Genomic DNA, 12,661 nt, shown 5'->3' with positions numbered 1-12,661 from the left:
AACCACCGATTCCTTTATCTTATGCTGCTCGTCACCCAAGTTGACGGTCATTTCTAAAAAAGACATTACCGGTGCAGGTGCGCCAATAATGCCTCCTTCATTTATTAACGATTAAGAAGACTGCCTACATATTTTAAAAGTTCATTTGCACTTGTTGAATTATAGCCATGTTCATCAATTAATCTAGCCACTACTTCATTCACTTTCTTCAGCTGCTGTTCATCCGGTGTCTTCGTTGATGTCGTGATTTTCACCACATCTTTTAAATCAGCAAACAGCTTCTTCTGAATCGCCTCACGCAATCTCTCATGGGAATTATAATCAAAGCGTTTGCCCTTTCTCGCATAAGCCGAAATACGAATCAGAATTTCTTCTCTAAATGCCTTTTTCGCATTTTCAGAAATTCCGATCTGCTCTTCAATTGAACGCATAAGCTTTTCATCAGGATTCATTTCTTCACCGGTTAACGGATCACGCAGCTTGTTTTTGTTGCAATAGGCCTCGACATTATCTAAGTAATTATCCATCAGTGTTTTCGCAGACTCCTCATAGGAATACACAAATGCCTTTTGTACTTCCTTCTTGGCAATATCGTCGTACTCTTTTCGCGCAACAGAAATAAAATTCAAATAGCGCTCCCGGTCCTCGCTTGAGATAGACGGATGCTGATCGAGTCCTTCTTTTAACGAACGAAGAACATCCAGCGCATTGATCGACTCCATATTCTTCCGGATAATAGTGGAGGAAATGCGGTTAATCACATATCGCGGATCAATTCCGCTCATCCCTTCATCATGAAATTCCTTTTTCATCTCATCAATATCAGCAGATTGGAAGCCTTCGACACTTTCTCCGTCATACAGACGCATTTTTTTCACCAAATCAATATCAGAACGCTTCGGCTCTTTGAGTCTTGTCAAAATGGAGAACATCGCTGCTACTTTCAGCGTATGCGGGGCAATATGCACATCAGAAACATCACTTTCTGAAATCATTTTATGATAAATGCGTTCCTCCTCTGTCACCTTCAAGTTATAAGGAATCGGCATCACAATAATTCTTGAATGCAAGGCCTCGTTCTTTTTATTTGAAATAAACGACCGGTACTCGGTTTCATTCGTATGAGCAACGATCAATTCATCTGCACTAATCAAGGCAAAACGGCCTGCTTTAAAATTTCCTTCCTGCGTTAATGACAGAAGATGCCATAGAAACTTCTCATCACACTTTAACATCTCCTGAAACTCCATCATCCCTCGGTTGGCTTTATTGAGTTCTCCATCAAAGCGGTAGGCCCTTGGATCTGACTCTGAGCCAAATTCAGCAATGGTTGAAAAATCGATGCTTCCTGTTAAATCAGCAATGTCCTGAGATTTCGGATCAGACGGACTAAAGGTACCAATACCGGTCCGTTTATCCTCTGAGAAGAAGATCCGTTCAACCCTTACATCCTCAATTCGTCCGCCATATTCCTCTTCCAGCCTCATCATATTCAGAGGGGACAAATTCCCCTGCACACGAATGCCATATTCTCTATAGAAATCCTCCCGCAGATTTTGCGGAATAAGATGAAGCGGATCTTCATGCATCGGGCAGCCTTTGATCGCATAGACTGCGCCATGATCTGTCAGTGAATATTCCTCTAGTCCTCTTTTCAGCCTAGTAACAAGCGTAGATTTCCCCCCGCTCACTGGTCCCATCAATAACAAAATACGCTTCCTCACATCGAGGCGCTTGGCGGCAGGGTGAAAGTATTCCTCCACTAATCTTTCCAATGATTCCTCTAATCCAAAAAGCTCCTGATCAAAAAATTTGTACGTTCTGACCCCATTCTCCTCTTCAATCCCGCTGTCTTTAATCATATGATAAACGCGAGAATGAGCAGATTGAGCGACAAGTGGATTTTCCTTTATAATGTCTAAATACTCGCCAAATGTGCCTTCCCATTTAAGACGCTGCTCTTCTTCTCTGTGCTGTTCAATTTTCTTTAAAATATCCATATGAACCTCCTCTTTCAAGATTGAAGCAAGTAATCAGATACTGTTTTACAATCTATGCGGAGGCGTCCTATTACATGCTTTCGTTCTTCAAAATGACGAATTGGCAAACTGAATTGACAACCATCAGCAAGACCCTTCATAATAAAGGAAAAACAGGAGAAAAATGATCTTCTTCTCCTGCTTTTCAAGGCGAACTTCACATCATATGAAACAGGCAGCGATAGAAACAAAGGGATAAGGGGGAGCTTATATGAGAACGGTCATTATGATGGGCGTCATCATTACGTTTTTAGTATCCATTTTCACAGCTGGCTACGAAGGCAAGCCTGGTAAATGAAAAAAAGGATGTTCCATGAGCGGAACATCCTTTTTTCATTTAGTTCGTTGTTTTTAGCACCTGCTTATTCACTGTGCTTCGATTTTTTCAATATGTCAAAAAATAGACTGAACAAATCATATTTTGTTCCTTATCTCATATAAAAAAAGCCGAGATTGGTATCCCAGCTTTCTTCTTGACCTTATATCAGATCTCGATATTGCTGCTGTCGAAGTGCCTCATACACAAGAATTGCTGCCGTATTCGATAGATTCAGAGAACGAACATGTTCTGTCATCGGTAAACGAAGGCAGCGGTCCATATTCCGCTCGATCAAATCTTTCGGCAATCCACTTGTCTCTCTGCCAAAAACGAAGAAGTAATCTTCATCTAACTGAGAGTAATCAAATGTCGTATGCGGCTTTTGGCCAAATTTTGTGATATAGAAGAATTGTCCCTTCGGATGAGCCTCAAACAATTCATCAAGCGAGTCATGATAGACGACATTGGCATATTTCCAATAATCGAGTCCTGCACGCTTCAGCATTTTATCATCTGTCGAAAAACCAAGCGGACGAATCAGATGAAGGGTTGTATTTGTTGCTGCACATGTACGCGCAATATTTCCAGTATTAGCTGGAATCTCTGGTTGATATAAAACGACATGAAGTCCCAAAAAAGTTCACCTCTAATTTTCTTTTCCGCTCAACATTATACCATTAACTATCCTTCGCGGCATCGTCCAAAATGTGAAAAAACGTATAACGAATAGCTGGTGTATAGGCGGTCGAATCCTCATACGACCAATAACGCATTCGGCTGTCATATGTCTGAGCATTCACAAGAGGCATTCCGCCTTTATCGTGATCGACGACAATGGTTGTATGATTATACCTGCCATCTCCCTCAAAATCGTAGCAAATGACATCACCAATTTGAAGCTCCTGCGCTTCCTTGAGTTTCTTTGCTCTTAAACCCGCTTTCGAATTCGCTAAATAATTTTTCATCGAATGAGCCACCGTCCAGCTATAGCTCCACGTGTGCGGCCGCACCCACCAGCCAGATCCGCGGTTCGGATACCCTCTCGTTGGCGCATTCCCTGCCTTCAAGCATTGTGAAATAAAATTTGTGCAGTTATCTTCGAAGTTTTTATAGGCGGGATTTCGTTTATTCCAGTACGTCTCCGCATATTGTACGGCTGCCCGCCGGTCATAGTGAAAGGCTCTCCCAAACTGTTCTTCGGTCTGAAAGCGCTCATCCACCTGCTCTTCCATTTGCCGCTTTTCTAGCATTATCCGATCTTTCACAAGCATGTCGTTGTAAAGGAACGCTTCTCTTTTTTCTACTTGTTCCTCTAAATAAAAAGAATCGTCTACATCCTTGCATACATAAGTGAGATGAGCAAGATACTGCACATGCTGAGCCCCATCATCCTGAATCGTTGAATCTAGGAGTGTTGCTTTCGCCTTCGCCTTGACAATCTCCACCTGTCTTCTAGCAAAAAGCTCTTTTTTCCGTTCGACTGCTTCCACATCAGACATGAGCTGCGGCTGTTTGATTGCACTTCCATTTAATAAATAACCAAGCCTGTCTTCTAATGTTTGCTCTAATAATTGTTTCACACAGACACCACCAAACTTTTTTTAAAATCTCTGTTTGGTTCATTCTATGTTCACAGAGATGTTATTTAGTATTTAAAGGTGTCTGTAAAAACTCAATCCCTTTGACAATTTCTTGTTTCGCTTCCTCATCACTTTCCCGCTCAAGGGCTTTTTCCAGCTCTGGGAGTAGCTGCTCGTCGCCAATTTTCCCAATTGCCCAAGCAGCCGTGCCTCGAATAACAGGCCTTGGATCCTTGTGCATCAAATCAATCAACACGGGTAAGGCAGATGTATCTTTAAAGTGAGCAAGTGCCAAAATCGCATTTCGCTGAATTGGCTTTTTCCCCCGCCATGAACCTGAAACATGACCGTATTTTTCCTTAAACTCACGATTACTGATCGTAAGAAGCGGCTTTAAGAGCGGCTTCGCAATTTCAGGGTCCGGCTCCATTTCAGGATGCAGGTGAAAGTCCTTCCCTTTATTGATCGGGCAGACAATTTGGCACGTATCACACCCATATAAACGATTTCCTATTTTCGAACGAAACTCGTCAGGCAAAAATCCTTTCGTTTGCGTTAAAAAGGAAATACATCGCTGGGAATTCAGCTGTCCTGGATTTACAAGTGCACCAGTTGGACACGAATCAACACATTTATTACACGTTCCGCACTGGTCTTCAATTTTTTCATCCGGTTCAAATGGGACATTTGTGATCATTTCAGCCAAATACACGTAAGACCCAAACTCTGGCGTGATAATCATACAGTTCTTCGCACTAAAACCTATGCCAGCACGTTCCGCTACTGCACGATCGGACAGCTCCCCTGTATCCACCATTGATTTTGTTCGTATATCGACATGTTTGCTTCGCAAGAATTCCTCGAGCATATCGAGCTTTTTTTTCAGCACAACATGGTAGTCTGTTCCCCAAGAAGCACGGCAAAAGATCCCTCTTCTTGCATCCTTTGTACTTCGAGGAGCATCTTTCATTTTGGAAGGATACGCGAGCGCTATCGCAACAATTGATTTGGCCTTCGGAAGCAGCAAAGAAGGGTTTGTTCGTTTTTCGATATCAGGCTCTTCAAAGCCTGACAAATACCCTAACGATTCATGTAAGATGAGGCGATCTTTTAATGAATCAAATGTATCAGCACTTGCAAATCGCATTTTATCGACACCAATTTCTTTCGCATATTGAATCAATTCTTCTTTTAATTCTCCAACATGAATCACCTTGCAAACCTCCTTTCTTTGTTTCTTCTGTTGTTTTCAGTATAATACGAGTGTATCATGACCGATTGGAGTGAGTCACTGTGAAGATACATATGGAAATTTCTCATCCTGACAACCCGTCTATCCATGTTGGACAGATTGAATATTCGCATATTGAAGTTGGCACATCCCCTCAAATGTTAAAAGGCCGGCTACGCCTGTTTCAAGAATCTTTATTCTTTGAATACGAAGATAAAGTCTTAGAAGAAGTACCAGCAATCAAAGAATGGACGGACCTTTTAAAAGACGTTCCTTTCCTGCCAATTCTTGCTGATATCCAAAAGGAACAATTTATTGACTCGACCAATTCCGTACAGGATTTGTCGATCTTTTTCTCTTTAAAATATTTCTTGCCTATCCTGACATTCGATGCTGATCGCATAGAAGAGCCGCTTTCACTAGCAAAACATGAGAGTGGTTACATTGAATGGCAGGACAACGCAGGACTTAAGGGATTATTTTCTCAACCAAGTAAAGCACACATTTCTCAAGACACAAAAAACATTGTGCAAATCATTCTGTTTCCGCCATCTATTTCCCGGGAAAAGAGTGAAGCTCTCATCCAATCCTTGACGAAGATGTTTGTACAAATACATGGTGGAGAAAGTAAATATGAATTTATTGAAAAAGCACTGTAGCTTGACAGTGCTTTTTCACATTATACTGACATAATAAAAAACGCAACACTTCGTTTATCTAAGAAACGAAATACTGCGTTATTAACAAAAATTATGTATTGGAGCGGGTGATGAGAATCGAACTCACGACATCAGCTTGGAAGGCTGAGGTTTTACCACTAAACTACACCCGCATCAATTTTTCAAAAGCAACGTCATCGCGTTGACCTTTATTATGTTACAACTTCCTAAACAATTCGTCAAGAGAATATGAAGATTTTTCGTCAAAAAACTTCATATTCTCCGTATATATTACGATAGTTATTTATCGAGCTGGATGTAAAATAAGTAGGCATGTGACTTATTCTTCAGCGCTTGCTTAGGATTTTTCTCAATCTCTTCAAGCATTGGTGAATTTCCGTCTTTCCCCATTGCCGCTGTATACGCAATCAGTGCCTTTCCTCCAGAAGAGACTTTGACAGTTTCAGATTGTGCAGAAAAAACATAGTCACTTACCTTGAACGGAAAGCTTGCTGTTGCTTTCGTCATTCCCTCTTTCTTGTTGTCTGACCACATACTAAATTGTGATTCATATGTATCTTTCTCATGCCTTAATTGTAAGAGCACATTCATCGTTTGGTCGGTTCCATCCTGATGTAAAGTAAAGGTGGCAGATGACGCTTCCTTATTAGCTAATCGGCCATTTTTATAATGACTCCCGATAAACGTAATACTCTTATCCTTCTTCGTTAATCCTTTTATTGTTAAAGCCACCATTTCATTAGTGGTTGATGCTTCTAGTAAGTTTTTTTCTTTTTTTGTCAGTTTCATTTGTTCGATGGTTACTTGCTTCTTAGTAGCAGACTCCGTGTTTATTGTCGATACCGTCTTCTCGGTTTGCGTGGTTTCTTCGGCCTTCTCACCGCATCCTGCTAATAGAAAAACAGTGAATATAAGAACACTCCATTTTTTTAACATTGAGATCCCCTTTGATGTTTTTTATTTTCTATTATACTAAAATTTGGTTGTACATACAAAAAAAGATTAGGAGAATTCTCCTAACCTTTCGCTTTTTTCTGCTTCATGGCTGATAAGATAGCCACAATGAGAAAACTCGCGGCAAAAATCACAATCATATAAATAAAAAAGTTTGGCTTGATTTGAAAAGTAAATGCGGATGAACCTTCCATCTCAAAAGCGAGACTGTTAAATAATAAAGCATCATTCGTTTTTGATTGAAATAAATGATAGAAAAGCACACCAATTGTCAGCATCGGAAAGCCTAAAAACCCCAGAAAACCACCAACAATAGCACCTTGTTTCATCGCCTGTACGTTCATGACCGTTGTCCTCCCATTCCCCCAAGCAATAGCTGCTTCATAATAGATTTACCATCCCCCATAAACGGAAGAAGATAGAGTAATTGAATAAAATACGTGATTGAAAAAATAAAGAAACCTGTTGAAATTGGATTTTCTTTTAGACATAATACGGTCACAATGATCCCTGCTGCTCCGATCACACCTGGGACAAGCGGCCCAAGCAGGGTAATCCATACCTGCTTTTTCTGAAACGGATCTAATACCGGTCTCACAAATTTCACAGACATCATATCACTTGCAAAAAAACCTTGTGGACCATCCCGTCCCGCAAATTTCCGATGCGCATAGCCGTGTGCTGCCTCATGTAAGGCCGTCCCCGTAATTAATCCAAAATAAATAATTGTAAAATAAATCGCAATGGCTGCAATCGACCGGTCAGGAATGAATAAAAAAGCGATTCCTGCCATGACCATAAATAGCATCCAGAAAAAGATGATTTTACGCGTCACCATGAGTAATGCTGTCCCAAAAATATGAAGGAACGAGTGACCAGTGCAATCAAATCGTTCCTTCATTTTCACTTGATACTGCTTGAAAAATTGACAGCAGGCTGTCACAATCCGATATGGTGATTGATAATGAATAGACAGTAAGTGGTGCTGATTCAACCCCATTATCAGTTGATAAAAGTCACGAGAAATCACAGACTCATCGACCTGAAACAAATCGGCGAGCTCTGCGGTAATACTCGCTTCTGTCCTTTTGCCATCTACTTTCGTTAACATATGATAGGCACTTTCATTAATCGGGAGTGTGCTTCCATACTGCGTATCAGTGAGATGCCTCTTTTGTAAGGTCACATACGGCGCGAAAGCCGGTACCCGCTCAATCTTTAGCTTATTGTTAAGAAGTTGAATCATGTGAATACCTCCATGAAAAACCTTTGTATATGGCAAAGATGAGCAGACCTTCAAATGCAGCTACAAGCAGCCACTGAAGCGTTTGACTCGACTCCCCTATGACATAGTTTCCAATAAAAACAATCGGAATCATGAGTAAAATAAGTGCTCCAAATGAAAAAATGCCTGTGTAAGGATTGTTCCGATCAAGCGGAAGTAAAATACCTACTACATAAAAGAGCGCAGTGGCATTGCATAAGACAGCGGCCCCAATCAATACGTTCCAAACCTGATCAGGAAGCGTCAGCGTTGTCAGCATGAAGATTGCAATTTGCAGTACACCAACAAACAAAAGCCCGATAAACTTATACAGAGCCACTTCCCACGATCTTAGACCAAATGTTTTGTACATCCCCAGCATTCGTTTATCATTGCCAAATGAATTGAAGGCGGTTAATCCAGCAAGAGCGCAGAGAACAAAAAATGCTTCTTCTTCAAAACGGAATCCAAATTGATAACGGACGAATAAGATCACAATGAGGAGAATGAGAAAGTTTAAAATGTTTTCTTCATTTCGCACCTGTGATTTCATTTCCTTTACAATAAGTGACCATTTTTTTGAAGAAGAGAACGGCAGTTTGTTTAAGAAGGTTAACGCTTTTTTCTCTGCCATAATCGGCATCATCGCAAGGGAAAGAAATGCACCGCTCGCCGATAAAAGGATAAACAGAATCAAAATTGCATAGTTTACCCCTTCAGGAGACATCCCTTGAGCCGCTAAGAAAAACGGTGCTGTAAAATACATCAAATGATAATCAAACTGTATATATGATTGCTGAATTTGACTGATATCAAAATGCGTCATTCCATACGCTACAACCAGTGCTAATAAAACAAAGATCGCTGCAAATTTTTGCAACGGTAATTTTAATTTCAGAATGACCAAATACGTCATATTATAAATGAGTTGCAAAAGCATTAAGACAAAAAGCGATTGCAAAATCACCATCAAAAAGAACGTAAAGATAAAGAAAATACCTATTCCCTGGGCAATAAAATTAGGTAAAAGCAGAATACCGATAAAAAATAAAACAAGTCCTGCCACTACTGTCACCATCGGAATAAAGTAACCAAGGCTTTTCTGAAAGGTAGAAAGCGGGAACCAGCTGAGCTGCATAGAAAAACGGTCTTGCTCAGGCGTTCTGACCTTGATCAAAATGAATAACAGGCTAGTAAAGATGGATGCATTGATCGCCATTGACACAACGAGTAATCCTAGTGAGCGCTCATCGCCATTTAAGAAAGCCTTCATAAAGACACCCGTAAAACTGTATCCGATGATGGCGCCCATTGTGACGGCAAATAAAAAGAATAAGATCACAATGATCCGCTTCGTCTGAGTATCAAAGAGCTTATACATCTCCTGCTGCCACATTTTAAGCATCACTCTAGAAATGATTAATGATTTCATCAAAATGTGCACCCCTATCACTTAACATTGAAGCTTTCAGAAACACCTGTTCCAATGTGCTTGATTGATACTTCTCTTTTAAGGCTGAGACCGTTCCTTCATCCATTTTATTTCCCTTAGAAATAATGGCGATTTTGTGGCACAGCTCTTCCGCTGAAAGCATATCATGCGTTGAAAGCAAGATCGCACCATGGTGCTCGGCATAACGCTTCATCAGTTTCTTTGTGTTTATAACCGCTTCAATATCAAGTCCTCTAAAGGGCTCATCCATGATCACCAATTGACTATCAAGCATAAAGGCGGCAATCAGCTGTGTCTTTTTTTTCATACCATGTGAATAGGTTTCAATCGGTCTTGATAAAGCCGAGTCCATATCAAACAGTTCAATTAGTTGATTTCTTCTATGAATTGTTTTACATTCATACATAGAAGAAACAAAATCTAAATATTCAGCCCCAGTCAATGCTTCAGGGAGCAGCAGATCATCTGGAACATAGGCTACTTGTTTTTTAAAGGATGGTTCGTCATTTGTGACATCCTGCAACAGAATCGTTCCTTCTGTATGCTTAATGATGCCGAGTATACAGTTAATCATCGTTGTTTTACCAGAACCATTCGGTCCAGCAACAGCAACGATTTGATGAGGGTCGATTTTTAAATGAAAATCATTGACAGCAGTCACGTTATTTTTATACGTCTTGGTTAATTTCTCGATCGTAAACATATAACCTCCAAGTGTCTGCATATTCTTTAAAAACAGATCAGGCTAAACCGCCCGCCACAGACGGTTTAGCCTTGGTGTCATTTCATAGAAGTAAAAAGATGAATCCTAAGTATAGCTACTTACATTCAATTTGGACTTTTAAGCCACTTTCCCACTGAACGGCTCCTGTAAAGCTACCCTTGCCGTTTGCTAAACACCAAACTGCTGCTCCTAGAACAACTGTTGCTCCCAATCCAAGAAGGACAGCAACAAATACTAAGAACCAAGCTTGGTCCATAATAGCAGGTTCCATAGTGGAATAGTCAACTTGCGGCGCTGCATAAGTCATACTTTTCACCTCCCAGCTTATGATGATCGTATCATAGGCTCTACTCTCCAAACATCAACAGAAGATCCCATTTTTGACCGAACATACCTTCGGATAAAATGTGACTTTTTATTCAATTCTTCACTTTTAAGTGCAAGACCCCTATCTTATTAGCTAGATTTTTTCACTCCTTAAGAACCACAAAACCCATATAATGGCAATTAAACCATCTTTTTTCTTCTTTTTTTGAAATAGTCCATTTTTATCAATCCCTTTATATATTCTTTCTTTTTTGTGAAATAGAAAGAATTCCCCCGATATATCAGATAAAAAGGTCCTAATTATATGTCGTTAACACACCATTTATGAAATATTTACTGATAATTCCGATAAAAGAGTGAGTCTATTTCCCTTCTTCTCTTGTCACTTAAAATATGTATATACAAGAAAGTCCATTGGGAAAAAAGCCCTTTCTTTTCTTGAGTAACATCCAACATATGATTCGCTTCTTTTTATGAAAAAACAACTTACAGCATAGACATTCCCATGATTTCACTAGTTGGCAATGATTGATTGCTTTCAAAAAAACTGATCCGTACTCTCTAATGCAACAATCCCTCTTTTCATCTAGCGTATCCACACCCTTCCTCATTGAAATTAAAAAAGCCCATCAACTTTATTTATTATTTTTTCAGATTTATCTAAAAAATGATTGACCAAGCTCGAAACAAGATTTATAGTCTTATTAAATATTTCTTATCAAAGTAGTTGGTTTTATCTAACAAAAGGAGGATACACACATGTCAGAAGAACGTCCATTCCGTTTAGAAACAAAAGCCATTCACGCAGGTCAGGAGCTTGATTCAGCAACCTATTCAAGAGCCGTGCCTATTTACCAAACAAGCTCTTTCGGTTTTAGAGATAGTGAGCATGCGGCGAATTTATTCGGACTGCAGGAACCCGGAAATATTTATTCTCGCATTATGAACCCCACAAATGACGTCTTTGAAAAACGGATCGCCGAGCTTGAGGGCGGCATTGGTGCACTTGCTGTCTCTTCTGGACAAGCAGCGACCACTTATTCTATTTTAAATATTGCAGGAGCTGGTGACGAAATTGTATCCTCCAGCAGCCTTTATGGAGGCACCTACAATCTGTTTGCTCATACGCTTAAAAAGCTCGGCATTACAGTGAAATTTGTCGATTCATCCAACCTTGAAGAACTCGAAGCAGCGATTACAGACAAAACGAAGGCAGTGTATGCAGAGAGTATTGGGAATCCTAAAGGCGACATTCTACATATTGAAGCCATCTCAGCCATTGCACACAAGCACCACATTCCGCTTATTGTGGATAATACGCTCGCAAGCCCATATTTATTAAGACCGATTGAGTTTGGCGCAGACATTGTCGTCCATTCCGCTACAAAATTCATTGGCGGTCATGGTACATCAATTGGCGGTGTCATTGTCGATAGCGGCAAGTTTCCTTGGGCCGACAGTGATAAGTTCAAAGGGCTGACTGAACCAGATCCAAGTTATCACGGCCTGACGTATACCGAAGCAATTGGAGAAGCGGCTTATATCACAAAAGCACGTGTGCAGCTCTTACGGGATTTAGGAGCAGCCTTGTCACCTTTCAACTCATTTTTACTTCTGCAAGGCCTAGAAACTTTGCATCTGCGTCTCGAGCGACATAGTGAAAATGCGTTAAAAACAGCGCAATTCTTACAAGATCACCCTCTTGTAGATTGGGTAAGCTATCCTGGCCTTGAAAGCCATGAATCTTATGAGCTTGCTCAAACCTATTTACCAAAAGGACAAGGCGCCATTCTCACATTCGGTATTAATGGTGGACGAGAAGCAGGTAAAAAGCTTATTGATTCAGTTAAACTTTTCTCACATCTCGCAAATGTGGGCGATTCTAAATCATTGATCATTCATCCTGCCAGCACAACGCATCAGCAATTAAGTGAAGCAGAACAAAAAGCGACAGGCGTCACACCTGAGCTCATTCGTTTATCTGTTGGAACAGAAGCGATTGAAGACATTATTGCAGATCTTGAACAGGCGATCAAAAAGAGCCAGGCTGAATGAAATAGAAAAAGCACACCTCTGTGTGCTTTTTTATG

General features: G+C 40.4%; 12 protein-coding genes and 1 tRNA gene. 2 read left to right on the top strand and 11 right to left on the bottom strand.

What is annotated here, in order from left to right; all coding sequences use genetic code 11:
* Positions 1-104: 104 nt before the first annotated feature.
* The 4 genes from NSQ36_RS04625 to queG form a co-directional block, all read right to left on the bottom strand.
* Positions 105-2,000, bottom strand: coding sequence for a PrkA family serine protein kinase (locus NSQ36_RS04625; RefSeq protein WP_003211752.1), 1,896 nt, complete (start codon positions 1,998-2,000; stop codon positions 105-107).
* A 518-nt stretch (positions 2,001-2,518) separates the two neighbouring features.
* Complete coding sequence (trmL, locus tag NSQ36_RS04620) at positions 2,519-2,992, bottom strand: tRNA (uridine(34)/cytosine(34)/5-carboxymethylaminomethyluridine(34)-2'-O)-methyltransferase TrmL (RefSeq protein ID WP_003211950.1); 474 nt, start codon at positions 2,990-2,992, stop codon at positions 2,519-2,521.
* A 43-nt stretch (positions 2,993-3,035) separates the two neighbouring features.
* On the bottom strand, positions 3,036-3,938 hold the full coding sequence (locus NSQ36_RS04615) for an amidase domain-containing protein (RefSeq protein WP_137054864.1): 903 nt from the start codon (positions 3,936-3,938) through the stop codon (positions 3,036-3,038).
* A gap of 61 nt (positions 3,939-3,999) precedes the next feature.
* A complete protein-coding gene (queG, locus tag NSQ36_RS04610) occupies positions 4,000-5,148 on the bottom strand; it encodes a tRNA epoxyqueuosine(34) reductase QueG (RefSeq protein ID WP_321999257.1) in 1,149 nt (382 codons plus the stop codon).
* A gap of 83 nt (positions 5,149-5,231) precedes the next feature.
* Between queG and NSQ36_RS04605 the strand changes: the two genes are divergently transcribed.
* Entirely contained in the window at positions 5,232-5,828 is a 597-nt protein-coding gene (locus tag NSQ36_RS04605) for a hypothetical protein (RefSeq protein WP_226804835.1), read from the top strand.
* A gap of 99 nt (positions 5,829-5,927) precedes the next feature.
* On the opposite strand, the gene NSQ36_RS04600 is transcribed toward NSQ36_RS04605, so the two are convergent.
* The 7 genes from NSQ36_RS04600 to NSQ36_RS04570 all read right to left on the bottom strand — a co-directional run bounded on the left by NSQ36_RS04600 (position 5,928) and on the right by NSQ36_RS04570 (position 10,551).
* A tRNA-Gly gene (locus NSQ36_RS04600) sits at positions 5,928-6,001 on the bottom strand.
* A gap of 127 nt (positions 6,002-6,128) precedes the next feature.
* A complete protein-coding gene (locus NSQ36_RS04595; RefSeq protein ID WP_251191051.1) occupies positions 6,129-6,785 on the bottom strand; it encodes a hypothetical protein in 657 nt (218 codons plus the stop codon).
* An 80-nt stretch (positions 6,786-6,865) separates the two neighbouring features.
* A complete protein-coding gene (locus NSQ36_RS04590; RefSeq protein ID WP_050945444.1) occupies positions 6,866-7,147 on the bottom strand; it encodes a hypothetical protein in 282 nt (93 codons plus the stop codon).
* Positions 7,144-8,049 (bottom strand): PqqD family protein, encoded by a 906-nt coding sequence (locus tag NSQ36_RS04585; protein WP_321999245.1) that lies wholly within the window; start codon positions 8,047-8,049, stop codon positions 7,144-7,146. Before NSQ36_RS04585 ends, NSQ36_RS04590 begins: the two co-directional genes overlap by 4 nt.
* Complete coding sequence (locus NSQ36_RS04580) at positions 8,033-9,499, bottom strand: hypothetical protein (RefSeq protein WP_339206901.1); 1,467 nt, start codon at positions 9,497-9,499, stop codon at positions 8,033-8,035. The genes NSQ36_RS04585 and NSQ36_RS04580 overlap by 17 nt, the downstream gene beginning before the upstream one ends.
* Positions 9,477-10,223, bottom strand: coding sequence for an ABC transporter ATP-binding protein (locus NSQ36_RS04575; RefSeq protein WP_050945447.1), 747 nt, complete (start codon positions 10,221-10,223; stop codon positions 9,477-9,479). The genes NSQ36_RS04580 and NSQ36_RS04575 overlap by 23 nt, the downstream gene beginning before the upstream one ends.
* 115 nt (positions 10,224-10,338) lie before the next feature.
* Complete coding sequence (locus NSQ36_RS04570) at positions 10,339-10,551, bottom strand: hypothetical protein (RefSeq protein WP_003211695.1); 213 nt, start codon at positions 10,549-10,551, stop codon at positions 10,339-10,341.
* Between the two features lie 779 nt (positions 10,552-11,330).
* On the opposite strand from NSQ36_RS04570, the gene NSQ36_RS04565 reads away from it, so the two are divergent.
* Positions 11,331-12,626, top strand: coding sequence for a homocysteine synthase (locus NSQ36_RS04565; RefSeq protein ID WP_339206899.1), 1,296 nt, complete (start codon positions 11,331-11,333; stop codon positions 12,624-12,626).
* Positions 12,627-12,661 lie beyond the last annotated feature (35 nt).

Source organism: Bacillus sp. FSL W8-1143, from assembly GCF_037965155.1.
GTDB classification, from domain to species: Bacteria; Bacillota; Bacilli; order Bacillales; family Bacillaceae; genus Bacillus; species Bacillus pumilus.
This window is presented reverse-complemented; position numbering and strand designations above follow the sequence as displayed.

What these genes read in the sequence shown, in the direction of transcription:
- NSQ36_RS04565 (WP_339206899.1), top strand. Translation starts at nt 11,331, where the DNA reads ATGTCAGAAGAACGTCCATTCCGTTTAGAAACAAAAGCCATTCACGCA.
- NSQ36_RS04595 (WP_251191051.1), bottom strand. Translation starts at nt 6,785, where the DNA reads ATGTTAAAAAAATGGAGTGTTCTTATATTCACTGTTTTTCTATTAGCA.
- NSQ36_RS04575 (WP_050945447.1), bottom strand. Translation starts at nt 10,223, where the DNA reads ATGTTTACGATCGAGAAATTAACCAAGACGTATAAAAATAACGTGACT.
- NSQ36_RS04570 (WP_003211695.1), bottom strand. Translation starts at nt 10,551, where the DNA reads ATGACTTATGCAGCGCCGCAAGTTGACTATTCCACTATGGAACCTGCT.
- NSQ36_RS04585 (WP_321999245.1), bottom strand. Translation starts at nt 8,049, where the DNA reads ATGATTCAACTTCTTAACAATAAGCTAAAGATTGAGCGGGTACCGGCT.
- NSQ36_RS04625 (WP_003211752.1), bottom strand. Translation starts at nt 2,000, where the DNA reads ATGGATATTTTAAAGAAAATTGAACAGCACAGAGAAGAAGAGCAGCGT.
- NSQ36_RS04590 (WP_050945444.1), bottom strand. Translation starts at nt 7,147, where the DNA reads ATGAACGTACAGGCGATGAAACAAGGTGCTATTGTTGGTGGTTTTCTG.
- NSQ36_RS04580 (WP_339206901.1), bottom strand. Translation starts at nt 9,499, where the DNA reads ATGAAATCATTAATCATTTCTAGAGTGATGCTTAAAATGTGGCAGCAG.